Genomic DNA, 25,896 nt, shown 5'->3' on the forward strand with positions numbered 1-25,896 from the left:
CCGCTCATCCTAACGCACCCGGTATTCGTCGAAATAACGCGGGATGATGTCCGTCGAGGCGCCCGGCATCTGCGGCAGCACGTAGAAGCCGTTCTTCACCGTCGCCGGCTCTTCGAAAATATGACGGATCCACGGGATATACTCCAGCATGAACGCGCCCGGCGTCGCCGCCACCAAATGCTGATGGATTTGCCCCATGTCGCCGACATGCGGACAGACCGGCACGTCGTATGCGGCAGCCAGCCCGGCCACCTGCAGCCATTCCGTTACGCCCGCGACGCGCGTCACGTCGACTTGGCAGTATTCCAGCGCGCCGTTATGGATGTAATCGCGGAACGCGTATTTGCTGTACACATGCTCGCCGAGCGCGATCGGCACGTTCAGGGCATCCGCGAGCTTCTTGTGGCCCATGATATCGTCCGGGTTCAGCGGCTCCTCCAGCCAGAACAGGTTGAACTCTTCGAGGCGCTTGCCCCACGTCATCGCCGTGTTGATGTTCCACTGCTGATTGACGTCGATCATGAAGATCACGTCGTCGCCGATCGCTTGGCGCACCGCCTTGACGCGGTCGTAGTCCTCGCGCGGATCGGGCTTGCCGACTTTGATCTTGACGCCGGCAAAGCCCTGCTCGACGATCTCCGTCACGTCCTTGAGCAGACGGTCCTTCGACCAATTCAGCCAGCCGCCGTTCGTGTTGTAGGCTTTGATGCCTTTGCTCTTATGTCCGCCGAGATACTGCCAGAGCGGCTTGTTGGCCGTCTTGGCCATGATGTCCCACAGCGCGATGTCGACGGCGGCCAGCGCCATATGCGTCACGCCCGCGCGGCCGATCCAATGCATCTTGCCGAAGCGCATCGCATCCCAGAGCTCTTTGACCATGAATGGATCCTTGCCGATCAGCTCCGGCGCGTAATAACGGTCGATCGTATCGACGATCATGTCGTCCCCATGGGCGCAGGTGCCCGTATAGCCGCAGCCGGTGATCCCTTCGTCCGTGAAGATTCTGACCCCGGACAGTCCCCAATGGGTAGCGACGTTGATGGCATCGGTAATGGGAGGCGTAATCGGGACGTGAAGCACGAACGTTTCGACTTTCGTAATAATCATGGGCGAGATCTCCTTTTCGCTTGGCAGAGTAGGGGTGAACGTTTAATGAGCTTAATCCATCCGTAAACGAGCTGGACCGGCCGGTCTATCGGCCTTCATGCTTAATCGCTAATGACGAGCCGCCGTCGACTCGCCGACTTGATCGGGCAGCACGGATTGTTGCGGATTGATCCGCCTCACGGTTCGTTATCCGCTTCTCCGCCGATCGACGGACGCCGGTCTCGATTACCGGCCGCATCTCTAATTTCTTTTCTTCCGTATCCGTTTATCGTATCATGGAGCTATTCTTTCGTATTTGCCTGCGCTTCCATAAAGTTGACGATTCATCCGGTCATCTTCGTCCGAGGCGCCATCTATTCCCCGTGGAGGAACACGCGATGAAACCATTAACAGCGCTGACGCCGTTCGTCGGCGATTCCATGCCTTATCTCTACGACGGGAGCTCCAATGAAGGGCTTCGCGTGTGCAGCGTCTACGCCTTCCACCTCTTCACGGACGGGCCCGGAGAGATGGAGATCGAAGGCGTCCGCTATCCGATCGGGAAGCGAACGCTGATCTTCCTGCGTCCCGGCCAGCCGCACGCGTTCCACGTCTCGCCGGCGCATCCGCTCGCCTCCCATAACCTATACTGCGACTTATGGGATGACCGTTCTCCCGTGTCGCTCCACCGGTTGTTCATCTATGCGCCGCTGCCATTCCGATTGCCCCAGCAATCCGCGAGCATGCCCTGCGCAGAGCTGGAGGCGCTCCCGGGCGTCTTCTCGCTGCAGCCCTACCCGCATCTGTACGAGGCGTTCCTGCATATCGTGAAGCAGTATAACGAGCTGAGCTTCTACCGGAACGAAACGGTGAACAGCCTGCTGTTCGCGTGGATGCTCAGCTGGCATAATGCCGTCCATATGCGGCAGCCCCGCGATTATCGCATCGTGCGGCTGCTCGAGCAGCTCGAGCTGCATCCGGAACGCCGGGAGCCCGTGGAGCAGTGGTGGACGCTGTGCGGGCTCAAGCGGACGTATTTTCACGAATTGTTCCTGCGGGAGACGGGCATGACGCCGAAGGCCTACCAGCACCGGCTGTTAATGAAGCGGGCCGTTCACCTGCTGCAGGAAAGCGATCTCAGCATCACCGCGATCGCCGAACGGCTCGGTTATCCGTCGATCCACCCGTTCACCCGCCATTTCTCAGCCTATTACGGCGCGAGTCCGAAGCAATACCGGCTGCATCCGCGGCAGAATCGGGATGAACGCGGGAATCCGATGCGCATGCAGTAATAGGCGCGATATAGGCGAGATGCCGTAACGGTAAGCGCTTGGCCATAACAAAAAACCAGACCGCATGCGGTCTGGTTCGAATGTCGAGAAAATCAAAAATCGCGAGACGCTGCCGGGTCGCTGATTGCCGAAGCTGACATGTTAATCCTGCTTACGGCAATAACCCCATCGTCTTACGGCTAACGGTTGTACGGACGGCTAATCGGCCCAAAATGCTCTTATTAAATCTCTAATGGTTGTCAGAAGCCTTATTGTAGATTCTCCGGTGCAAATCAGCTCCTGTACGCTAAATAGCCTCAACCGCAACCGTTAGCGTGCGTGCAGCTGCTTTTTTCGAGAATTAGCGCCGCTGATAACCGTTAGGCGTCAGCGCGTGACGATCTTGATCGCGTTCGACGGGGCATCCCAGATGACGGCATAACCGAATGCTTCGCTGACGAAGCGCAGCGGCACCATCGTTCGGCTGCCGATGACTTGTCCAGGCACACCCAATTGCACGGTCCGGCCGTTGATCTTCGCGCTAAGCGCCCCGATCGTGTAGGTCAGGCGCGTCTCGCCCTTCGCTGCCTGGATGGTCTTCGTTCGCGCGTCGTAGCTCAACGTTGCCCCTAGACCGGCGAAAATCTCGCGCATCGGCACAAACATGCTGCCCTTTAATTGTTCCGGCTTCCCTTGCAGGGCCAGCTTGTCCTGATCGATATAGATGGCCGTGTCCACGCTGCTCGTCCCCTTGGCAGCTGTCTTATCCTCGAATGCGATTACGAATCCCTCCGTCGTGCCCGCGCTCTGTACGACCGCATAGCCCGTGTAGAGCACGCCCGCTTTATCCGCGATAACCGACGCTCGCGCGGCGACTTTTCCCGTCGCCGACGGCTTGTACATAAACCGCTGGGTGCCGGTCATGTTCCAGGCGCCCAGCGCGCCGTTCTCCAACCAGCCGTAAGCGGCTCCGTTTCTAAGCGAGAGCCATAATCGTCCCTGCAGGTTCCCTCCCGCGCGGAAGGACTGCTGTTCGCGCCCGGCAAGACTCAGCACGCGGACGCTGTCATAGTACGCGTAATAAATCGAACCGTTCCAGACCGCTGCATCGTTCGGATTGGACACCATTTGCAGCGGCGAGCTCCATCTCAGCTTCCCTGCCTGCGACACGACGAACAATAAATTCTTGCCGACGATAATATCGTTGGCCGGCGTAATCGACGGTGCTTCATTCATCGGCTCCAGACCGTCCAGCTTCAACTGCCAGAGCGGCGCGCCATCTTTGTTCATGGCATGAAGGATCGAATGAAACACCGGCGGACCGGAAGGCAGCGCGTTCGGATCGGCTTCCATGCTATCCATGGTCAGATCCGTGCTCACGATATAGGAATTGCCTTGTCCATCGAATGCGATCGGCGACAACCGGTTGGACGGCCGCGCGATCGCCGTATCCCAGAGCTTATGCCCCTCGAGGTCGACCGCATACAGTCGTCCTCCGTCAAAATCCGTCACGTACAGAATCCCGTCATGCAGCACGGGTTGTCCCGATAATCGGACGCCCGGCAAAGCAAGCTCCCACTTTATCTGCCCTGTAATGCCGTCGATGGCAAGCAGCCTTCCGTCAGCCGCATACAGCGTGCCGTCGCCGCCTAAGGCCGGAGGAAACAACGCGTCCTCCAACGGCATCGTCCACAGCCGGCTGCCGTCCGCATGCAGCGCGGTCAGATTATCGGCCTGGCCGTCCAGATACGGGGCGCTCACGCCCGTAATGTATAGATTTCCGTCTTGACCCTGAACGGGAGTCGTCGGGGTGAAGGGTCCGATCGACTGCTTCCAATCGACGGCCACCGAAGCCGTGCCGGCGTCAGCCGCCGCACTGGTCGTCCCTGCCGTAACCGGCCATACGGATAATGCACAGGCCGCGGCAAGCAGCCCTTGTCTTACGCTTCTCTTTACGCTACCGCTTCTCATGCGACCCCACCTATTGGAAAATATTAACTACCATGCAAGTATAGTGAATGCCGCGCGCCAGCGTCAATGCCTATATTTAACGAGCTTAATCAGCAAAGAACCCGACCATATGCGGCCGGGTTCTCGGGTATTCTATCGCGGGCAGAAACGGTCATCGAAACGATCGACCCGCTCCGCTGCTACAAGCAGCACTTTTTATACTTTTTCCCGCTTCCGCACGGACAAGGCTCGTTTCGGCCGATTTTCGAGGATTCCACGGGAAACTGGACGACTTTCCCATCTGCGCTCCGGACCGGATCCGGGCTTAGCTCAGCGGGCGTATAGCCGCGATTGGACCACATTCTCGTCGTATTGCGCACCTGAATAATGATCGGCACGATCTCGTTCAGCTGCTTCTTGCTCAGTTGGATCTTACGGAGCTCGAGCTCCTCCATGATGACGCCGAGCGGCTCTTCCATCGAGCATGCCAGCTGAATATCGTCCACGAGCGCGTCGGCCATCCGCTCCGCCTTGCCCAGCTGCTGCATAATATAGCCCTTCAACGCCTCCAATTGAGGCGTTCGTTCGAAATAATCGATGTCCGCGTAACGCAGCAGCTCTTCCCGGGGAGGAACGAAGTACGGCTTGTCCTTCACGCTGTCCAAGAACGCTTCGTAATCCTCCAGGCTCTCGCCCTCCAGTCCGTCGCTATAGACGAACCCGCTCTGAACGTCCCAAGCGAGCACCTTATCGGAGACCGACAAACGGATGTCGTTGAACCGCTCCTCCGTCAAGCCGATGTCGTTCTGGTCGTTGATGATCTCCAGAAGCTTATGAACCGGACAGATGCCGTACAGGTTGGCCGCGGCCTCCGTATAGCGGAGGACCAGTTGGGTCGCGGCGCGTTCCTCGCGGAACTTCTTCTGATCCAGCCTCTTGAAGGCGGCCTTGACCTCCTCCGGCATGACGAAGAACAGCTTGTCCTTCTCCAGGAAGCTGAACACCAAGCCCTTATCCATCAGAAACAAATACGCATCTGCGAATACGCGGTTATCCTGCACGTAAGGGGCCTTGAGCAGCCGGCTCACCAGCTCCCATTCCTTCGTCTCCGCCGTGAGAAACGCCTTCCGCAGGTGAAACGCATGCGTAATCCGCTCGAAGAGCGCATCCGCGAGCTCCTGTTTTTTTAATTTGGAACGACCCTCAAGCGCGCAGTTGGCGGCGATGAAATTCAATCGGTCCTTGGTGAGCCGCGCGAGGATATCCTTCAAGCCGGTTATCGCCGCGCCTTTAATCGCATTGTTCGCGTTCAGTTCGCGCATTTCTTTTTCCAATTCCATGCCTTAACTCCTTTGCATTCCAATATCATAACCTAAATTGTAGCCTAACCGGGCCCGCAATTGAAGCCTGTGGGAGGATTAAGCAATTTTGCCGGCCTTGAGATAGGCGCCCATGACGAATCCGGTGCAATAAAAAGACCGCATCCCCGTAAGGATGCGGCTTCTGACGATGCGTTGCATTCGGCGCTTACTTGCCTTGAAGCGCGTTCGTAATTTGCGCCTTGGCCTTCAATTCCGCCAGCCAATCGGCAGAGAGAGCGCTGACCCTCTGCTGAGCGAGCTGCTCCCGGATCTCTGCCTTCTTCTCTTCGAGCGTCGCCGGCTTCGCGTCCTTATGGTCGGTCACCTTAATGACGTGGTAGCCGTAATCCGACTTGACCGGTTCGCTCAGCTCGCCGACTTTAAGCGCGAACGCGGCTTTCTCGAACTCGGGCACCATCGCTCCCTTGCCGAAGTAACCCAAGTCGCCTCCGGCGGCCTTGCTGCCCGTGTCGAGCGATTTTGCCTGCGCCAGCTTCGCGAAGTCCGCGCCTGCTTTCAACTGCTTCTCGATCTCGTCGGCTTCCGCTTTCGTCGCGACGAGAATATGCGAGGCACGGACTTGCTCCGGCTGATCGTATTCCGCTTTATTCGCCTCGAAGTATTGCTTGACCTCGGCGTCCGTCACGTTCACGCGCTTCTCCAGGATTTTGCGAATACGAAGCTGCGTCGGCGTTTGTTTCATCAAGTCCTCGACCGTCATGCCCGATTGCTGCAGCGCGTTCTCGAAATCCGCCTCGGACGGGAACTGCTTCTTGATTCTAGCGATTTCCGCCTCCACGTCGCTGCTGCTGATCACGATTCCCTGCTTGTCCGCCTCTTGCTTAACGAGTTCGTCTTGAATCAGGTTGTCCAACGTTTGCTGTCCGCCAAGTGCAATCATGGCATTATACAGCTGGTTCTTCGTAATGGCCACGCCGTTCACCGAGCCCACGGCTTCCTTGCCGGCATCGCCCAGCGGCGCATCGAACGATTTGCTCGTGATCGTGACCGAATTCAACGATGCGTTGTAGTTCACGTTGGCCCCGAGCATCTCCCCGACGGCACGAATCGGAACGTAAGTCGTGCCTTTGATGGACACCGGCTCCACTTTCGACTTCTGGCCGTTCACGAACAAGCTCATTTTCGTCGCGGCGTAGGCGCCCGCGCCTGCCGCCAGCGTCATGCCGGCGACGACCAGCACAGCGATTCCGACTTTACGGAATCGGATCTTGCCTTTGACTTTGCCCTCACTCACACGATTGACCCCCAATAGAATGATAGATAGATTGCATAGATTTCCATAATCATACAACACTTCCGTCCTTTCCGATATATCCAAAACGAAGGATGGCATCCGAAACCAAACCAAGCAAAACCCGACCGCATTCCGCATGCGGTCGGGTTCTGCGGCTTGGCGATGCCATGCCGTGTCCAGGCGATCGGCTTTACGCTTGGTAGCCGATTTTGATCTCGGATGCGGATGCCCTGCTGGAAGCTTCGTTCAGATTCTGTCCGGCGGTAACCGCGACCAGCTTCACGTACCGCGCGGTCACGGGATTGAAATTCGCCTCGTACCACACGCCCGGCACATTGGCCCATTCGTCTTCTTTGACCTTCGTCCAGTTCGCGTTGTCCGTGCTGACCCAGACCTGGTATTGCTTGATCCGCGCAACCCATTCGTAGTCGCTCAGGAAATATTTCAGCTGCTTGACGTTCGCGTAGGCATGCCCCAGATCGATGGTGATGGATTGCGGCAGCCCCTGGGAGGTGCTCGAAGCCCACTTCGTGGACGGATTGCCGTCCAGCACGTTGCCCGGACCTTCGTTCCAACCGCCTCCGGTCTCGCTGGACGCCGTCGCCGTGGCAGTCGCTCCCGGAACATAAGTCAGCGTGCCTCCGTTATTGGCGCTGCGCTCGTAGACCCGTACCCAGTCGACGTACATGTCGTTCGAATTGCCGTAACGGAGGAAATCGGCATCGTACGTATAAGTACCGTTCGGATTCGTATGAATGACGTGATCGGACACGGCGCCGTTAATCAGGAAATAGTTGCCGAGCTGATAGCTGAGCTGCAACGTCGGGTGCGAGGCGACCTGAACGTTATCCACGTAATAGTAGGTCGTGTTCTGCGTGATATACACGCCGAAGATATGGAAGCCCATCGCCAGATTGATGTTGCCGAACGTCGGCGTATCGATCTGCGCCCAGGTCCCGCCTCCATTGGCCGCCGACGGGTTGGCGGCATTCGTTCCGCTCCACGGATGCCAAGCGATGGAATATTGGTGCGGCCAGGCCATATAGCCTTCCAGCACATCCAGCTCGTCGACCGCGTAATTGCCGTTCCCGAGCGGATTATCCGCGTAATTGTTGGCTGTCAAGGTCCAGAACGCCGGCCACATGCCCGGCGTCGGAGGCGCGAAGATCCGCGCTTCGAAATATTGGTCCGTGCCGCCCTGCGTATGGAAGCCGCTGCCGTCCATTGCCTCCGACGAGATCAACCCGGTGGTGGCCTTCTGATTCCAACCGGCCCTCGGGCTCGCGTACGTGTCGCCCCGGTACGTCGTCTGGATCTTCAAATACTCGCTGCCGGCGATGCTGAACGGGTCGTACGCGCCCCCGCGGTCCTCGAACGCGGCATAACCGAACTGGCCGCCCGATCGCGTGTCCGGCTTCACCGAGGCGTATCTCGTGCCTTCGCCGCTGAAGGAAATCGACGGCATCGTTTTGAAATCGTCGGAGAAGGTCAGGTTCATGTTCGCGGTAACGGGATTCACCGGCGAGTTCGCCAGACCCGTTTTCCAAGCCACGCCGCCCGTATTGTAGAGCTGCAGATAAGCATCGTCCAAGTCGCCGCCGTTCTGCCATACCCGGATGCGCAGCGTAGTGGGCCCCGCGGGAAAATCATTGGCCGGGAACGTCACCGAACCGTGGCCGTTCGCATCGAGCGTGATGATGCCGCCGACGGACACGCGCGTGCCGTTCGTATTCACGCTGCCGTCGGCCGGCTGCTGCTGTACGTATAATGCCGCGGTCGTGCCTCCGGGGCAGATGAAATCGATCGTCGTATTGCCGCTGATCGCGGATCGATAAGCCGGGGATAGGACCGTCGTCTTGCCTGCGACGACGTCCGCCGATACGATCGCAGGGAACAGCGCGGCAAGCATCGTCGCAATCAGTAAGCACAGCATCGTATACCTCGGTTTGCTTCCGAGCCTCTTCATGTCATTCCTCTCTCCTCTCGTTCTTGCCTTGCCTTATGCAACGGCTTAATCGCGTACGGATTGTGCCTGTCCTGGCACCTCCTTTCGTTTCTTCATAGGGCTTGCCGGCTTGCACCCATATGGTAACCTCTGCCACTCGCCGATTAACATAGGGGATTCATCCGATTTGTAGGTCATTTCTAAGGATCTCGCGATATCTCGTTCATCGCTCCCTGCTTGCCTACCTAAACTCCCGAACGAACAGGGCCTCTATTTTACCAACATTAGCAATAAGCACGAAACGGCAAAAAAGGCACCTGTGAAGGTGCCTCTTCGCATACATGATGAGTTAAGCATGGTTAATTAATAGCCGCGTCAAGCGAAGGAAGTTAGCTTCCGGCCTACTCCTTCACGGCGCCAAGCATGATGCCGGATACGAAGTACCTTTGGAGAAAAGGGTACACGAGCAGCATCGGCACCATGGCGATGAACACCTTGGCCGAATTGAGCGTCCGGTTGGACAGCTCCGACAGCTTCTTGTATTGTTCGGGCGTCAAGCTGGTGCCCGCAGGGATGTTGACGACAAGCTGCTGGATATAGGTTTGGAGCGGATACTTGTCGGCGGTGTTCATGAGCACCAAGCCGTTGAAGAATTCGTTCCAATGATAGACGCTGAGGAACAAGGCCACGGCGGCAAGCACCGGGAAGGAACAAGGAATGTACACCCGGAACAAGATGGACCACGGACCGGCGCCGTCGACGACCGCCGCCTCGTTCAGCTCCTTCGGCAGATTGCGGAAGAAGTTCATGATCAAGATGACATCGAATACCGGTACGCCTCCGCCAAGCACCAACGCCCAGATCGTATTGATCATATGGTAGTTTTGGATGGTGAGGTACCAGGGAATCAAGCCTCCGTTGAACAACATGCAGAAGACGAGGATCCACATAAACGTATTGCGCATCTTGAAATCCCTCTTCGGCCTTGCGAGCGGGTAAGCCATCAAGACCGTCATCAGCAAGGAGAACGCCGTCCCGAGCACGGTACGCTGGATGGAGATCCAGAACGCGTTGAAGAACAGATGGTCGTTGATGATTTCCTTATACGGCGCAAGGGAGAACCCGATTGGATAAATGGTCACCAAGCCCGCATTAGCGGCCGACTTCTCGGAGATCGACACGCATAACGTATACCATAACGGATAAACGCAGCTGACAAGCAGGAGGCCGAGGAGGATGATATTGGCTATTTCAAACGTCCGCGAGCCTAACGTCGTATTTCTGACCAATGCAATGCCCTCCTTAGAATACCGTGTAATCGGCATAGCGGTATGCCAGACGATAGGATATGAAAATCAGCACGAAGCTAATGACCGACTTGAACAACCCGGCAGCCGTCGCCAGCGAGAACTGAAGATTTTGCAAGCCCAGCCGGTATACCCAAGTATCCAAAATATCACCGGTTGAATATACGAGCGGATTATACAGGTTATACACCTGATCGAAGCCGGCGTTCAGTACGTTGCCGAGACTCAAGACGCCCAGCAGCACGACCGTGGTCGTCAGCGCGGGCAGCGTAACGTGCCGGATCAACTGCCAGCGATTGGCGCCGTCGATGGCTGCCGCTTCGTACAGATTCATATTGACGCCCGTCAGCGCGGCCAGATAGATAATCGCGTTATAGCCGAATTCCTTCCATACGTCGCTGCCGATGATCAACTGGCGGAATATCCCCGCATCCGCCATGAACAGCTTGGGATCGAAGCCGAACATGCCGATCACCGTATTGACGACGCCGTAATAACCGAAGATCCCGATGACGATCGTGGACATGATAACCCAGGACAAGAAATGGGGCAGATAGACGAAAGTCTGAACCAGCTTTTTGTAGCGCAGGCTGCGAAGCTCGTTCAGCAGAATCGCAAAGACGAGCGGCACGATGAGATTGAACACGATCTTGCCGATCGCGATGATGAAGGTGTTGACGATAACCGTCTTGCTGTCGTTCAGCTGAAACATGTACTTGAAGTTCTCCAGCCCGACCCACTCGGATTTGAACAGCCCCGCTCCCGGATTATAATTCTGAAATGCCATCAGAATCCCGAACATCGGCACGATGCTGAACATCACGAGCCAGACCATACCCGGCAGCAGCATCAAATAATAGTGCTTCTGATGGCCCAATTTTCTCATCAAGGCTAACCTCCCTCTCCTGCCAGGATAGTAAAGCTTGCGAAAGGCACCCGATACCGGCAGCGCCTTCCGCAAGCTTCCGCATGCTTACTTCTTCAAGAGCTCGGCGACTTCCGCCGTGATCTCGTCTCCGCCTTGGGACTTCCAATCCTTGACGAATTTATCGAAGGAATCGATGGGCGCTTGGCCGAGGATGATCTTCATCACGGTCTCGTCTTCCATCTTCTTCAGGTTCGCCCATTTGGTTTCCATGGTCGCGGTCTGGTTGTAGGTGACGCTGAAGACTTTCTTGTCGATCGGAGTCGTCGAGAACGGACGATCGCCGATCAGGAGCGAATACAAGCGCTGGAAGTCGCCGAAGTTAGCCGTGCTGAAGTTGCCGACGTTCAACTCGTCGTAAGGAGGCTTAACGACGTCCTTCACTTTCTTCGCATCCGCGTACATCAGCTTGTATAAGCTGTTCGGCTTATTGTAATCCTCGGGCTTGGTCTCGCCTTTCAGGACTTTCATAAGCTCGGTGTACTCGTATTCCGTCTCGTTGGCCGCGGCCATAACGTTGCGAAGCGGATACCAGCCCACGTTAACCGACAGGTCGAAGGTCGCTTCGTCGCGCACGAGCGCGTTGTTCATGATCATGATGGCCTTGACGACATCGGGCTTGGCGTTCTTGCTGATGACGGTGTAGGTGCTGCCCGTGGTTTTCATATGCGAATTCCATTTATTATCGTCGGTGTAGACCGGATAGGCCTGCCAGTTCGCGGTCGGGTCGTTCTTGAAGGAGTCCCCGTTGCCGTAGCCGCCGTTCCACCATGGGCCGAAGAAGATCCCCGTTTGATTGGCGTTGATCGGATCCCCTACGTTGTCGCGCGTGCCCACCTCGGGGTCGATGAGTCCTTTCTTGTACCAATCGGCCAGCAAAGCCAGCGTCTTCTTCGTATTGTCCGACGTCGTTCCGTACGATACCGTTCCGTCGCCGTTGTCGAGCCAGTAGCCCGGGTACGCATCCATCGCGCCGAAGATCGGATCGAAGCCTCCCATGTTGTTGGAGGACACGAGGAAGGTCGAGTACGGGAACGAGTTTTTGGAAGGACCGGCGATGCCGATCGTTTTGTCCCTGCCAAGCTTGTTATCGATGAACGCTTTCGCCGTCTTCTCGATATCCGATACCGTCTTCGGCACCGGCAGCTTCAGCTTGTCGAGCCAATCCTTGCGAATCCAGAGGACGTGAACGCCGTCGGTATCTACCGTAATGTTTGGAAGCGCGACCATTTTGCCTTTGTAGCTGGCATTCTCAAGCGCGCGGCCTTCGGTGCTCGCCATGATGTCCTTCACCTGCGTGGATTGGTATTGATTGAAAATATCCGTGATATCATACAGCAGACCCGAGCTGGCTGCTTTGGTCATGAAGGAACGATCGTCGACGACCATGCCGTCCGGAAGCTTGCCCGATGCGATCGTCAAGCTGACCTTCTGCTTGAAGTCGTTGCCGGTAGCCGCCGTCCAATCGACGATGACGTTGATGTTGTACTTGTCTTTCAGATAGCGCGTGTACGGGTTGTTGCCAACGCTGTCGCCTTCCGGCAGCGTCTTGTCCGTCGGATCGACCACCATGCCGATGTGTACGTCGACGGGCTTCGGGAATTTGGAGAAGGCCAGATCGTCTCCCGTGAGTGCCGGGGTTCCGGTATCTGCATTTTCATTTGAAGGCGCTTTCACGTTATTCGCTGAATTATCGTTCGAACATGCGGTCAAGCTGAGGCCAAGCAATACGGTGGATAGCAGCATTGCCATATTCCTTTTCATCTAATCCCTCCCCTTAGTTTGTTGCCTCCTCATTGTACACGGGAAGCGCGGAAAAAAAGTCGGACGGATGTGCCGCGTTTTGCGATGAATCCCGGGCCGAGGTAGGCATTTGTTCGATCGGCTGCAATCATTCGTCCCCCCTATGGAACTGGGCGCGGAATTCGGACGGCAGCAGGCGGGTCTGTTCATGGAAGAGCTGGGAGAAATACTTGGAATCGTTGTAGCCGACGGCATGGGCCACCCACGCGATCGACTGGTTCGTCTCGCACAGCAGCCGCTCTGCCGCCCGCATCCGCTCCTGCCTCAAGTACTCGTTGAACGTCGAGCCCGTCAGCTTCTTGAAGCATTGGCTGAAATAACTCCGGCTCATGTGCACGTGATCGGCGACTTCCTCGGCATGCAGCGCATTCGAAGCCTGCTCCCGAATGAACAGCACGGCCTTCAGAATGCTGGTCGTCGTATTGGAGAAATCCGAGGAGGCCGCGACCCGCGCGTAGACGCGTTTCCTGTAATCGCGCAGCCATTCCACCGCCGATCGGACGTCGTCCGCTTCGGGGCGGAGCTCGGCATCCAGCGCGATGGCCGTTTCGATTTGCGACAGCACGCGCATGAACAGCCCTTCCAGACGGCGAAAGGAAGGCTTGCCTGCCAAGGTCTGTTTGCATAGGCGCTGAAAGACCGATTCGTTATAGAGCCAATAGTGCGCGCGCCATTCCTGCTCCAGCCTGGACCACGCTTCCTCTTCCTGCGGGCGGGCATGGGGCTCCGAAGCAGGAGAAGCCGCCGTTGCCGCGATCGGCGTCGCTGCCGCGCGCTGCGACGGATCGCCGCTCATGTGCTGCCGGATTCGTTTCAAGACCTGCTCGTCGTCCTCGGATTCCAGCCGGACCTTGGATATATAATCGAGAACGCCCATGCGATAGGCCGTCTGCACGTTCTCGAACTCTTCGTGGAAGGATAGAATCACGGAGCGCAGCTCCGGAAATCGCTGCCTGGCGACATGAAGCAGCTCCATGCCCGACATGACGGGCATCGAGAGATCCACGAACATGAGATCCACCTCGTTGCTCTCCATGAACTCCAGCGCCTTCGCGCCGTTCGCCGCTTCTCCGACGACGACCATGTCATGGTCGGACCAGGGCATGATCGAGATCAGGCCTTTGCGCGCAAGCTTGTCATCGTCAACGATCAAGACTCGAATCAATTCGCTCTCTCCTTTCGAGGGTGAAGAAAAGGAAGGTCTAACGTCACGGTCGTGCCTTGATTCGGCATGCTCTCTATACTCATGCGGGCTTTCTGGCCATAGAAGGATTCCAGCATGGACCGCACGTACCGAAGCCCGATCCCCCAGCCCGTCTGCTGCTGATCCGGCGTGTCGCGCTGCAGCAAGTCCAGCGTCTCCTGGCTCAGCCCCTTGCCGTCGTCGCGGATCATGATGCGCACCGTCTGCACCGTCTCGTCGGCGGCGACGCGGATCTCCAGCTTGCCGTTATCGTCCAGGCCGTGACAGACGGCATTTTCCACGATAGGCTGCAGGATGAACCTCGCGACCGGGCTGTCCAGGTAGCCTCCTTCCTCGATGTCCAGTCTCACCTCGAAATCATGCCGCATCTGTTGCAGCTCCAGATAGGTCCGCATGATCTCGATCTCCGACCTGAAGGTAGCCGTTCCCTCGGATTTGCCCAAGTTGTAGTTCAGCAAAATAATTAACGACGACACGAATTTCTCGATCTCCGCCTGCTTGTGCATCGCCGCCATCCAGCGCACCGAATTGAGCGTGTTCATCAGAAAATGCGGGTTGATCTGGTAGGCCAGCTTCTCGATCTCCAGCTGGTGCCGGCGCTTCTCCTTCTGCTCCACGTCCATGATGAGCTGCTGGATCTGCCGCTTCATAATATTGAACTGATGGAAGATCCGATCGAATTCGTCGATTCCCGTGCGATACTGGCTCGTGCCCATGTATCCCTTGCCGAATGTCCTCATCTCCTTCTCGATCAAGAGAAACGGCCTGTTAATGAGCCGCCGCAGCAGCAGCGTGAGCATGAACATCATCAGTAGGGCGATGGCCAGAATCCAATACATATGATTCTTCCACGTATAGAGCTCGTGGTTGTAGTAATCGACGGGCAGCAGCAGCGTGATGCCGTAGCCGTAATCGCCCGTCATCCGGTTCCACACGTAACCGTCCGTCACGCCCGACTCGCCGCTTAACCGCAACTGTTCGCCGGCCGCGAATGCCTTGGAGTCGCTGCTGTAGGTCACCATCCCCGCCGAATCGGTAAACACGAGCGCATAGGGCATGCTTAGGCTCTCTGTAAGTGAATTCATTTCCGTCGAGATGTCCGACTTCGCCTCCACGTACACGACGAGCTGCGTATCGTCCGAGAATCGGACCTCCCGCGTCACCGACACCACCTGATCGTCGCTGAACCGGCATAGCGATTTATGCGGGGATTGGTATTTCAGCTCCCCCATGCCGGCCACATCGGGCAGAGACTGCAGCGTGAAGCCTTCGCGCAGCGGCAGATTCGAATAGGACGCTTGCCCGCTCGCGGGCTTATAATACATCACCAGTTCCATGGCCGGGTTCGAAAACGTAATTAACCCGATATTGTACGCAATATCAAGCGAGAGAAGACGCTGGCTGTACGAGTCCTTGGCCGTGATATACGACGCCATGAGGTTGCCCACCGTACCTTCGGGCGTCATCTGCTGCGTCACCTGAAGCAGGTTATTGTACGTCTGATTCAGCTTCGACGTCTGCTGGTACAGATCGAACGCCATGGACGTCTTGATCTTATCATGCTGCATCGTGTAGATCGCATTGTAAGAGACCGATGCCATTAAGATGGCGAAGCCGACCAGACCCACGGTCAGCAGCACCATGATCCGTTTGCGAAGCGAGGAGAACCCGAACCGATTACGCAGCTTATGCAAGATGTTTATTTGCCTCTGATCCGTTGTAGTCGACTTTATCCTGCGAATGCCCCTCACCTCCACTAGCTTACGATAAGCAAGAAACAATATTCGCTATATGACGCCTTTATCCTCCTTGGCGGAGGAAAGCAAAGCCCACATCCTAATGGCGGATGTGGGCTTTTTTGGCTGAACGAAGGCGTCCCGAAATCAGGGTCTTCGATCATTGGCCGAGTTTTGGCCGGGCATGGGATTAGCCGTTATTGCTCGTAGACGTCGCATCCGTGGCCGGGATCATCGGATGGGAATGAACCTCCGAAGATGTGCCCGTAACCGGAATCATCGGATGCGAGTGGACGTCCGAAGGCGCGTCGCCGGCTGTCTGGCGAGCGTTGAGGTACGCAAGGGCATCATAGATTTCTTCCCCGGCTTCGGCCCGCGTGATCGGCTGCGTCGGGAGGAAATTGTTCTTGTCGTCCAGCTTCGCGATGTTCAGAACGACCGCGCTTAGGATGACGCTGTCGACGCCGTTCGCGAATTTATCGGTATCGGCGATGCGGTCCGGTCTGATCTTCACTACCGGCAGGCCGACATGCGTTTCGATCGCGTGCATGAGCTGGCGCGTGAACGCTTCGCGCGTCCACGTTTGATCCGGGTTCAGATCCTTCGGCAGATCCAGGCCGTTGTTCGCCGCGATGATCAGCGTTTTGGCGTACCATGCGTTGTCGTCGGCTTTCGAATAATAGTCGGTTGCCTTCGGCTCTTTGAAGAAGCGAATCGTGTCGATGTTCAGGTCGAGCGCGTTCACGATCAGCTGGATGCCCTGGGCGGCCGTGATCGTCGCGTTAGGGAAGTAGCGCTCGTCGCTGATGCCGCGTACGTCGCCGGACTCCTGCAGCGCGATGATTTTATCTTTGCTTGCAACGCCTTCCAGATCGGTAAAGTGGTGCGTCGCCGCGGCGAAGCTTTGTCCCGCGAACGATAACGTGATCAGGGCTGCGGCGGAAAGCGTAACGAGCTTGATGGTGTTCTTCATGGTCGGTCACCTCGTAAAGGATGTAGGATGCTGCATTTCATACTCCTAGACGAGCTTCCGCGCAGAAGGTTGCAGTCCGAGCCATATAGGCGGCGAAGTTTTAACGCGGTTAATGAAATCGCCAAGTTAGAATGAGCTATCTGCCGCTCCCGCCATCATCTCCTTCACGGCATCCTGAATCGTACTGGACGGAATGGCGAATCCGATGCCCTGCGCTTCGGAGTTGACCGCGGTATTCACGCCGATGACTTCGCCCTTCGCGTTCAGCAGCGGCCCGCCCGAGTTGCCGGGGTTAATCGAAGCATCGGTTTGCAGCAGATGTTCGTAAGGATGCGCCGAACCGTCCTCCTCCGTGACCGTAATCGGACGCTCCTTCGCGCTAAGCACGCCTGTCGTCATCGTATGGTCCAAGCCGTACGGATTGCCGATCGCGATGACCCAGTCGCCGATATTGGCCTTATTCGAGTCGCCGAAACTTAGCGTCGGAAACGCTTTGCCGTCCGGCGTCTCCACCTTGATCACCGCCAAGTCCAGCTTTTCGTTCTCGTTGATGACCTTGGCCGTTAACGGCTCGTCGTAGCCGGGCACCGTGACCTTAAGCTCCGAGGCATCGGCAATGACATGCTGATTGGTCAGGATATAGCCGTCCTTATTGAAAAAGAATCCGGATCCCGTGCCCAGCAGCACCGGCTCTTGGCTGCTTTGCAGCGACTGCTGCCTGCCGCCGGACCGGCCTCCGCCGCCGAAGAGATTCGTTCTCGGTTGGTTGCTCTCGACCCCGTAATTCCCGATCTCCACGACCGCGGGGTTCGCTTGATCGAATACCGCGGCGAAGTCCCCGGTGGAGGCCTGGAGCGAAGCGGTCGTTAAACCGGCATCGGCCGAATGAGCGTTACCGTTCGAGACGTTCGTCTGCGCGGCGCTGGATGTCCCTCCCGTGAACAAGTCCATTCGATCGGACATGTACGTCAGTCCGCCGATCGTTAACGCGCCGGCAAGAAAGGCTGCCAGCAGCGTCTGGGACGTCGTTCGCCTGCGCCGATTCGCGCCGCCTCCCGGGGCGCTTCCTCCCGCGTTTGCCGCGATTGCTTCTTGATACGCCGCCTGCAGGTCGGCCGCCTTCTTCGGGGAGTCGTACCGATATAGGGTCAGACCTTCGCCTTCGCTATCGCGCTCATGGTTCATTTCCATCTTCTCGTCCATTCGAATCATCCTCCTGATTGTTCTTTGATGACTCTATTATGCGGGCCGATCCTAAAAGGAAGCTTAAATCCAGCTAAAAGGTCGCTTAGAATCTAGCGAAATAGTCAGGAAAATATTCACATTCGTTAAACGTAGATTACCGATGCCCTCTAGTTTCATCTATCTAGTTAGAATCGATTGATAAAAGGCAAAAACGACCGCTCCCCGGCATCCAACATGCCGGAAAGCGATCGTTTTGTTTCAACATTATCGCGTGAACTTGCAACGTTTTATCGATTTTACTCTTCCATGGCTTTGAGCAAAGTCGCCAGCATCTTAGCCGCTTCGCCTCTCGTTGCGCTCTTCTCCGGCGCAAACTGATTATTCGGCATGCCGCTGATAATCTCGGCTTGCTGCGCTTTTTTTACGGCTTCGCGCGCGTAAGCGGAGATGTTCGCTTCGTCCTTGAAATGAACGGGCTGCGCGCTGGCCTCCAAGTCATATCCGAGCAGGTCGGACAGTCTTACGAGGATGACCGCCATTTGTTCCCTTGTGATTTTATCGTTGGGAGCAAACGCATTCGGTTTAACCCCAAGCACGACGTTGTTCTTCTTCGCCCATTCTACGTAAGGCGAGTACCAGTCGCCTGGCTTGACGTCCGCGAACGAACTGTTCGTGAATGCGGACACGTCCGCTCCGGCTGCTCCGACGATCAGCTTGACGAATTCGCCGCGCGTAATCGCGTTATTCGGCAGGAACTGGCTGTCGTTCACGCCGCCGATAATGTCCTTGCCCGCCAGATAATAGATGTCCGCTTTCGCCCAGTGAGCGTCGGCGTCTTTGAAATCCAAGATCTTTTGCGTCGTTATTAGATACTCGGCCGACGTCGAGGACGTGAAAGGAATCGCTGCGTTTCCGTTTTCGTCCACCGTCAGCTCGGATACGAGTACGGGAGCTTGATCGGCGGAATTAACCGCGTAGAAGAACAGCTTCTTGCCCGCTTGGTCTTTGCTCGTCGGGATTTCAAGCGTCATCTTGCCCGGAAGCGCTCCGTTTTGGTTGAGAGACAAGCCCAGAACGACTTTCTTCTTATTGACTTGAACCGGGGTCGAAACTTTCCCTACGGGAGCTTGGTTCGTAATGGTAACGCCCAAGTCTGCGTCAACGTTCGGATTCGTGATGTCCGAGCCATTGGCTTTCCATTTGTAACCGCTGCCCGCGAACGTCATCGTCGCGTTCTTGTCCTTCGCGAGTTCCGCGAAGACGCTGGATTTCACGATGCTGTCCTTGGTGAGATCGACGTCCGTTGTAGTCGGCGGAGCGATTACGATCGGACCGGAAGGCGTACTCGGCTTCGCAATGATTTTCGCGATTGCAGTCGCCTTCAACCCGCCGAACGCAACCGTAATTTCTTCGTCGCCCACGGCATCCGCGAGGATCACTCCATCATCTTGCAGGTGTGCCTTTCCGTTCTTGAAGCTGAACGTAACGTCCTTCGCGTCTAGGGCGTACACCGCGCCGTAAGCGTTGGTCGCTTTAATCGTCGGGATGAACGTATCCCCGGCTTCGGTTTCCGCTGGAACGGACAACTCGAGCTTGACCGGCTTGACGTCCGCCGGCTTCACCGTCTCGACCGAGATCGAGCTGCTCTTTCCCCCGGATGTCGCCGTAATGGTTGCCGTACCGGAAGACTTTGAAGTTACGACGCCATTCTCATCCACCGAAGCTACGTCTTCGTCGCTGGATTTCCAGTCGATCCCGACTAATTTGCGGTTATTGATCTGGGTCAGGTAATTAGCGGGATACTCTCTGAAGTCCCCGAACAGATCCAATTGGACTTGGGATCCGATGACCGTGTTCATTTTGCCCGAGATAATCGCGTCGTTATGAATGTAAACCTTCGTCAAGAGCGGGTCGAAGGTATACTTCATCTTGCCGCCCGAAACCGTCATCTTGCCGGTGCCGAGCAAATCTCCATCGCTATGCGGGAGGTACGTCTTGTCGGCGCCGTTACCCGTAATGATATATTTGACTCCGCCGACTTCCCAGCTCTGAAGAGAATGCAAATGTCCGAAAATGCTGTAGATATCCGTGTCCGGATGCTCGAGCTTATAATCGCTCAGAATGGACTCGTATCTCGCGGCGTCGTTCGGATCCATCTCATGCTTGGTGCCGAAGGCGTCGCGCGTAATGACATGGTCAAGAACGATAATGTTTTTCTTCGTATTCTTCTTCAAAACTTCTTCCAACCAATGGAACTGGGTGGAATCCGACAGGGTAATGCTTTGGATGTAGGCTGAGTTCAGCATGATGACCAGCGTATCCCCATAGTCGAAATGCATCGTCGGAGATCCGAATTTCTTATAGTAAATATCCAACGTGTTCTGGAACGCTTCATGATTGCCCGCCAATACGAAGAACGGTTTGGAATCCGCGTTCCCGAAATACTTGTCGACGAAATTCGAAGCATCGTCATACTGCCCCTGCGATCCGTCATCCACGATATCGCCCATGTGCAGGACTAACGAAGAATCATCCGCTGCCACCTTAGCGAACAATTTATCGGTAAACGCGTTGCCCTGCGTATCCGGAATAAGCGAGATTTTGAAGTTATCTCCGTCCTGCGGCTGCGGAATCGAGGCCAGGGACAATTGATCCTTGTAGGTCGGCATGGCGTTTCCGGCTTTATCCCGCGCATTGATTCTTAAGGCATACGCGCCATTCGCCAAGTCGCTGGTCGGTTCGGCGTATCCCCAACCCGTGTCGGCGTCATAATAAACTGGCAGCTCGATATCGTTCATCCGAACGGAAATGCTCGCCGGATCTACTTGCGATTTGCTGTCCAACAGCTTGAACGTGACCCTCGGCGTCGGAATTTTTACTTTGACGTCATGCGTCGGCGTCACGTCCGTCATCGTCGGCGCTTCCTCGTCCGGCGTCAGGTCCACATGGTAGGTTTTATCGATATAAGGAACGGATTCGTTGGGGGTGGACGCTTTATCGTAGGCGTCTACGAATACGCTGTAATCCCCATTCGTTAGCTTGTCCAGCTTGAAGCTAAGACGACCCGTAACTTTATCGTACGTGTAATCCTTGTAATCCACGTCATTGATTTTCACCGTTATCTTGTTTTCGTCGACCCCGGAGAGACTATCGGTAATCGTAGTCGAGAAATCAAGCGTGTCGGTGAACAAGCCATTCGATGAAGGGCTCGTATTCGTAAATTCGGGGCCGCTAGTATCCGTTACCTCGTCCGTATAGATGAATTTCATATCGTCGAAATAAACCGTGCCGGAATAGGCCGGTTTCGATTTCGTCGTCTCGACCATATAGATATAGTTAAGACGAATCGGCAGCTGCCAGCCCTCAGTGATAGGCACCTCTAGATATTTCCATCCAACCCAGTTGATGTCGTCCGTCTCCGTGGTCAGGTCGACCGTCTTGCTCGCGTTGGCACCGTCTTTAAAAATCGCCCTCAGCCAAGGCGCTTTGCCGTCCCCGTATACCCAAATGCCGAATTTCTTCGGATAGACGTCGGTCTTGTAAGTCGCGTCCATTTGCGCCACGCTGGACCAATGCGGATACAAATTCATTGTTGCGTTCTTGCTTCTATCCGTCCATTTGGATGTGTCATAGCTCATTTTGAAGCTCTGGCTGCCCGAGTGTTTGACCGTCGTGGATAGGCTCAAGAACGGGCTCGTTCCGGCGCTTCCCGCGTATTGATCCACATTCCCGTAAGCGTAGCCGCCTAGATGGTAATTTTCGATCGGGTTCGTCTCGAAACCGTCGATGACCTGCTCTTTGATGCCGACCGTCACTTGCGTCGTTAGCGTCTTACCCGCAACCGTTACCGTAAGCGTTGCCGATCCGTTACTAGCGTTGGAAGAGACCAACCCGCTCTCGTTCACGGTACCGATACTGCCGGAAAGGCTCCACGTTGCCACGGATGGGTCAATATAAACCTGTCCCCCGGTTGCATCGGTAGCGACAAGTCCGAACTGCTTCTTCGCGTTATTGTTCATCACCACGTTGGTGCTCGTCAAAGCAAGAGTAGCCACGGTATCCACGACCGATACCTTTGCGCTGCCTTTCACGCCGTCGACCGTTGCGGTAACTTCCCCTGCGCCGGTTGCGACATCCGCGATATAATGGCCGTTCGAATCGATGCTGCCAACGGTCGATGCCCATGTCGCGGGACCGTTCCCGCTCGAGAGCGGATTGCCGAACTCATCCGCCAACCGATAGGAGAAATCGTATTTCGAACCGGTATAGAGCGTCACGTTCTTATCGACGACCACGTTGCCGACCGTCGTCCCTTTCGTCGCCGTGCTGACGAACAGCAGGGAACTGGAAACGAGTCTGGAGCCATTGACATCGCTAGGATGGCTTACGGTTACCGGACGATCGCTACCGGCCGGGCGTGCGATCATCTCCGTCGAACCGCCGCCGTCCAGATTGAGCGCATCGACGGCTCCCGCTTCTTTCATGTATCTCCCGAGATCGGGAAGGCCTGTCCCGATGCTCCCCGTATAACTAGAGCCGGGCTTGTCTACGGTTACCACGATAAGGCTTCCGTCCGCCTTCATGCCTAATGCCGTACGCGCGTTAGCAACCGGATCGCCGGTCGTCTCCACTATGCCGTTATGTACAAGCCAAGCGTTAGAGGTAATCGACGTCACGATATCGTTGTTCAGGATATCTTTCTTGTCGGCGTGGTTTCCCGCATACAAATTGTATGTAAAACTCACCTCGGCGCCGGTCTGCAACGCCTGGACGATCGGTTTCGACGTGCCTACGCCTTCCAGTACGACGGAGTCATCGGGAATATCGAAGCCTTCCGTGTCCGTTACGTTAACGACGGTACCCGTGTACGTTTGCCCCGGATGAATGCCGTCGAAATTGTTGCCCACGCGGATCAACGCAAATACCGAATTGCCCTTGTCCGCCGCGTAGTTATGCGTCATTTTACGCGTTTTCGTCACTTCGCTCGTATGGATGACCAGAGCGTCCTTAACGGCCTGGTTGCGATTAAGCAGGTTCACGTCGTAATTGGTTCCCGCTAGCGAGATTTTACCTTCCGTATGAACTTCTTTAATTCCGGGTTTATTTGCCTTGTCGATATAAAAACTGGTGCGATCGTTATCGTCCGGCGCCTGGCTGACGATCAACTCGCCGTCCTTCATCATCAACCCCAGCGGATTCCCGGAGGCCGGATCGATATCGTAAAAATCGCCATCGACGCCGGCGATAACTTGATTGCCTTTCAGAATTTCCCGGTTAGCCTGATCGCCGATCGTTTCCACCGCACTGATGGTGTCGTAAGCCTTGGCCGTGATGATCTTTGTGTTCGAGTCGGCCGGATTAATATCCAAGCGGTTAACGACGACGCGATTGTTAGCTTTAAAGTAGTTATTGTACTCCTTGGAGGTAAAGTGGACGCCGGATGAAATTTGCTCGCTTTTCAGAACGTTTGCTTCTCCGAGTGGCGGCTCATCGGCTGCATTCGCAGTCAATGCGCCAACGCTTGATAGATTCAGCGCAGTCGCGAGCGCCAGCAGCATCGCCGGCAATTTTTTGTTTCCTATAAACCTTCGCATGATGTCTCTCCTTTTATTTCGAATAGATGATTGCTTGCTGCAGTCCTCCTTGAATCAAGCCTCATTTTATCTATTGAACATTAACTAGACTCGGCAGAAGGTCTCGTATTGTGTTAAAAATTTGATTTAATATTGTAAAGGAGACATATGGTCTCAGCTTACTTAGTTAATGCCAGGAACAAAAAATCTACATTCCGCAGAATGTAGATGTAGTAGGGGGCAAATATGAAGGTGTCGCGTTTCGCGGCGAAAACGAAAAAAGGACACCGCTGAGGTGTCCTTCATCAAATTGGTGGAGGCGAGGGGATTTGAACCCCTGTCCGAAGACAACGCCACATAGGCTTCTACGGGTGTAGTCACAGTTTTGATGTCACCCTAGCAGCGCCCCGTAACCGGCTATGCGTTGGGTCAGCCTGATTGTCTTCTTCCGTCGACCCCAGGCGGAGACCGAACGGCGTATCCCACTATTTGTTAGCCCCTAGTCTAGTCACATGGGCGATGCTAGGTAGGAGCACGCTAACAGGTTATTAAGCTGCTAAAGCGTAGGATTGTTGTTGTTTGCCGTTTAATAGGCTTTAGCGTTGATGAAGCAGACGACTCCCTGCTACCCGCAACCCATGCTCGAACTATCCCCGTCGAATCCATAAACGCCCCCAATGTCGCATAAACGGCGACGTGCTCTCCGCTTAGCAGGTGAAGCGCTCCGACGATCGATGCACCGCGTGAAAGAGCCGGCCATCTTCATTTGAGCATGTAAAACGATGCTTCATTAAAACTTAACTTGCTTTCCTTCGTTGCTCACCTAGTATACCACACCTCGGACATCCATGAACAAATGTCTTACTGGAAGCATTGGCGACGTTCCCCACATCTGTCGGTTAAGGCTTACTTGGTGTTACCGTGCGACCTTTTGCTTCTCGCGAAGCGCACGTTGAATGTCGCGCTGCGCATCCTTCTTCGCCGCCGACTCGCGCTTGTCGTACTGCTTCTTGCCTTTACCTAAGCCGATCAGAAGCTTCGCGTAACCGTTCTTGATGTAAATCTTGAGCGGCACGATCGCATAGCCCTCTTGCTTAGACAGGCCAAGCAGCTTGTGGATCTGCGACTTGTGCATGAGCAGCTTACGGGCCCTTGTCGGGTCCCCGGGATTGCTCCGGTTTCCTTGCTCGAAATAACTGATATGCATGTTGTGAATGAAAATCTCGCCATTGCGGATCGTGGCAAACGCATCGCTTATGTTCGCCTTGCCCATGCGCACCGACTTGATCTCGCTCCCCATCAGCACCATGCCCGCCTCGAAAGTATCCTCGATGAAATAGTCATGGGAAGCCTTCTTGTTCTGGGCCAACTGCTTACCGTCGCTCTTCTTCGCCATGCCGTTCACCTCACCTGGGTTCGATTCAAGCCTGTAGGGGTTAAAATTCAGTCCGCTTTAGTAAAAAATGGACTTCCAACCGCAGCTAGAAGTCCATTGTATCAACTTTGCTAACCGAAATCAACAAGCGTAAAAACTGCGAAACCCGCGTCCTACTTGCGTTTCTTTCGGACGAAAGCAGCCGTTGCACTGCCGCCTTCGGATTTCTTCTTGGCCGGCTGCGCGCCGCCTTGGCCGCCGCCGGATGCCGGTGCAGCTTGAAGCTGCTGGCCGCCAGAGTTGGCACCGGCGCTGCCACCGGATTTCTTGCGGCGAGAGCCTGTGCCGCTTGCCTGGCCGCCGCGTGGAGCCGGAGCGCCATTCGCCGGCGCTGCAGCTCCGCCGCTCGGCGCCGAGCCGGCAGAACGCCGTCCCGCTCCGCCGGATCTGCCGCCGCCCGTCGGTCTGCCGCCGCCGCTGCGGTCTCCGCCTGTCCGGCCTCTGCGCGAGCCGTCTCCGCGGCCGCCGCGCGAACGGTAGCCATCATCCGGATCTTCGCCGTAATCCTTCAGCGAGCCGGCATTCCGGACCGGAAGTCCCCACATGTCGGTACGAACCGCCTTGCGCCGTTCGCCTCCGTTGACTTGGGACTCGCCTCCGCTTGCTGCCTCTCCGCCGCTGCTCTCCGAGCCTAGAAGACGATTCAGATTGAAGTCGTCTTCGGGCTTCCAAGCGCGCTGGTCGCTACGAACAAGCGGCGCCTGCGCTTGCTGCTGCTCCGCGCCGCCAGCCGGGTTAATCGGCTGGCTGCCGCCGCGCTCGTCGCGCTTGCCGCGTTTGCGTCCGCGACGCTCAGCCGCTCCCGCGACCGCGCCATCCGCCGCTGCGCCGGCATCGCCGCGCTGCCCGCGGCCCCGCGGGCCTACGCCCGCTGCCGCCGCGGCTCC

The 25,896-nt window shown here is 56.1% G+C and carries 15 protein-coding genes, 1 other RNA gene and 1 pseudogene; 1 reads left to right on the forward strand and 16 read right to left on the reverse strand.

The genetic code is table 11. From position 1 onward, the window contains the following. Nucleotides 1-9: 9 nt before the first annotated feature. The gene (locus tag GT003_RS18625) at nucleotides 10-1,107 is read right to left on the reverse strand and encodes a mandelate racemase/muconate lactonizing enzyme family protein (RefSeq protein WP_161700539.1); all 1,098 of its coding nucleotides are present in this window, start codon (nucleotides 1,105-1,107) and stop codon (nucleotides 10-12) included. Nucleotides 1,108-1,484: 377 nt separating this feature from the next. Here GT003_RS18625 and GT003_RS18630 point away from each other — a divergent pair, with 377 nt between their 5' ends. Then, nucleotides 1,485-2,378, forward strand: a complete 894-nt coding sequence (locus GT003_RS18630) for a helix-turn-helix domain-containing protein (RefSeq protein WP_161700541.1) — start codon at nucleotides 1,485-1,487, stop codon at nucleotides 2,376-2,378. A gap of 366 nt (nucleotides 2,379-2,744) precedes the next feature. Here the strand turns inward: GT003_RS18630 and GT003_RS18635 are convergent, their stop codons facing one another. From GT003_RS18635 to GT003_RS18705, 15 genes and pseudogenes are all read right to left on the reverse strand, one after another. After that, nucleotides 2,745-4,328 (reverse strand): stalk domain-containing protein, encoded by a 1,584-nt coding sequence (locus GT003_RS18635; protein ID WP_161700543.1) that lies wholly within the window; start codon nucleotides 4,326-4,328, stop codon nucleotides 2,745-2,747. A gap of 179 nt (nucleotides 4,329-4,507) precedes the next feature. After that, on the reverse strand, nucleotides 4,508-5,647 hold the full coding sequence (locus tag GT003_RS32875) for a YecA family protein (RefSeq protein WP_275589175.1): 1,140 nt from the start codon (nucleotides 5,645-5,647) through the stop codon (nucleotides 4,508-4,510). 187 nt (nucleotides 5,648-5,834) lie between these two features. Further along, nucleotides 5,835-6,923: a peptidylprolyl isomerase gene (locus GT003_RS18645; RefSeq protein WP_161700545.1), complete on the reverse strand. Its 1,089-nt coding sequence runs from the start codon at nucleotides 6,921-6,923 to the stop codon at nucleotides 5,835-5,837. Nucleotides 6,924-7,113: 190 nt separating this feature from the next. Further along, nucleotides 7,114-8,889, reverse strand: a complete 1,776-nt coding sequence (locus GT003_RS18650; RefSeq protein ID WP_161700547.1) for a discoidin domain-containing protein — start codon at nucleotides 8,887-8,889, stop codon at nucleotides 7,114-7,116. 380 nt (nucleotides 8,890-9,269) lie between these two features. Beyond that, a complete protein-coding gene (locus GT003_RS18655) occupies nucleotides 9,270-10,157 on the reverse strand; it encodes a carbohydrate ABC transporter permease (RefSeq protein WP_161700549.1) in 888 nt (295 codons plus the stop codon). A gap of 13 nt (nucleotides 10,158-10,170) precedes the next feature. Further along, complete coding sequence (locus GT003_RS18660; protein ID WP_161700551.1) at nucleotides 10,171-11,061, reverse strand: ABC transporter permease; 891 nt, start codon at nucleotides 11,059-11,061, stop codon at nucleotides 10,171-10,173. Nucleotides 11,062-11,148: 87 nt separating this feature from the next. Continuing rightward, on the reverse strand, nucleotides 11,149-12,864 hold the full coding sequence (locus GT003_RS18665) for an extracellular solute-binding protein (protein WP_161700553.1): 1,716 nt from the start codon (nucleotides 12,862-12,864) through the stop codon (nucleotides 11,149-11,151). 127 nt (nucleotides 12,865-12,991) lie between these two features. Next, nucleotides 12,992-14,068 (reverse strand): helix-turn-helix domain-containing protein, encoded by a 1,077-nt coding sequence (locus tag GT003_RS18670; protein ID WP_161700555.1) that lies wholly within the window; start codon nucleotides 14,066-14,068, stop codon nucleotides 12,992-12,994. Continuing rightward, nucleotides 14,065-15,801, reverse strand: a complete 1,737-nt coding sequence (locus GT003_RS18675) for a sensor histidine kinase (RefSeq protein ID WP_161700557.1) — start codon at nucleotides 15,799-15,801, stop codon at nucleotides 14,065-14,067. Before GT003_RS18675 ends, GT003_RS18670 begins: the two co-directional genes overlap by 4 nt. Before the next feature lie 232 nt (nucleotides 15,802-16,033). Beyond that, nucleotides 16,034-16,816 (reverse strand): S-layer homology domain-containing protein, encoded by a 783-nt coding sequence (locus tag GT003_RS18680; RefSeq protein WP_161700559.1) that lies wholly within the window; start codon nucleotides 16,814-16,816, stop codon nucleotides 16,034-16,036. A 126-nt stretch (nucleotides 16,817-16,942) separates the two neighbouring features. Continuing rightward, nucleotides 16,943-18,019, reverse strand: a complete 1,077-nt coding sequence (locus GT003_RS18685) for a S1C family serine protease (protein WP_161700562.1) — start codon at nucleotides 18,017-18,019, stop codon at nucleotides 16,943-16,945. Nucleotides 18,020-18,297: 278 nt separating this feature from the next. Further along, complete coding sequence (locus tag GT003_RS18690) at nucleotides 18,298-23,595, reverse strand: S-layer homology domain-containing protein (protein WP_161700564.1); 5,298 nt, start codon at nucleotides 23,593-23,595, stop codon at nucleotides 18,298-18,300. 290 nt (nucleotides 23,596-23,885) lie between these two features. Further along, nucleotides 23,886-24,250: a transfer-messenger RNA gene (gene ssrA, locus GT003_RS18695) on the reverse strand. 240 nt (nucleotides 24,251-24,490) lie between these two features. Beyond that, entirely contained in the window at nucleotides 24,491-24,970 is a 480-nt protein-coding gene (gene smpB / locus GT003_RS18700) for an SsrA-binding protein SmpB (RefSeq protein ID WP_161700566.1), read from the reverse strand. Between the two features lie 152 nt (nucleotides 24,971-25,122). Then, nucleotides 25,123-25,896, reverse strand: a pseudogene (locus GT003_RS18705) (hypothetical protein); the annotation flags it as partial.

The sequence above is a fragment of the Paenibacillus sacheonensis genome (assembly GCF_009909195.1).
Taxonomy (GTDB): domain Bacteria; phylum Bacillota; class Bacilli; order Paenibacillales; family Paenibacillaceae; genus Paenibacillus_Z; species Paenibacillus_Z sacheonensis.

Coding starts and splice junctions, on each gene's coding strand:
- GT003_RS18625 (WP_161700539.1), bottom strand. CDS start 1,107: ATGATTATTACGAAAGTCGAAACGTTCGTGCTTCACGTCCCGATTACG.
- GT003_RS18630 (WP_161700541.1), top strand. CDS start 1,485: ATGAAACCATTAACAGCGCTGACGCCGTTCGTCGGCGATTCCATGCCT.
- GT003_RS18635 (WP_161700543.1), bottom strand. CDS start 4,328: ATGAGAAGCGGTAGCGTAAAGAGAAGCGTAAGACAAGGGCTGCTTGCC.
- GT003_RS32875 (WP_275589175.1), bottom strand. CDS start 5,647: ATGGAATTGGAAAAAGAAATGCGCGAACTGAACGCGAACAATGCGATT.
- GT003_RS18650 (WP_161700547.1), bottom strand. CDS start 8,889: ATGAAGAGGCTCGGAAGCAAACCGAGGTATACGATGCTGTGCTTACTG.
- GT003_RS18660 (WP_161700551.1), bottom strand. CDS start 11,061: ATGAGAAAATTGGGCCATCAGAAGCACTATTATTTGATGCTGCTGCCG.
- GT003_RS18665 (WP_161700553.1), bottom strand. CDS start 12,864: ATGAAAAGGAATATGGCAATGCTGCTATCCACCGTATTGCTTGGCCTC.
- GT003_RS18680 (WP_161700559.1), bottom strand. CDS start 16,816: ATGAAGAACACCATCAAGCTCGTTACGCTTTCCGCCGCAGCCCTGATC.
- GT003_RS18685 (WP_161700562.1), bottom strand. CDS start 18,019: ATGGACGAGAAGATGGAAATGAACCATGAGCGCGATAGCGAAGGCGAA.
- GT003_RS18690 (WP_161700564.1), bottom strand. CDS start 23,595: ATGCGAAGGTTTATAGGAAACAAAAAATTGCCGGCGATGCTGCTGGCG.
- smpB (WP_161700566.1), bottom strand. CDS start 24,970: ATGGCGAAGAAGAGCGACGGTAAGCAGTTGGCCCAGAACAAGAAGGCT.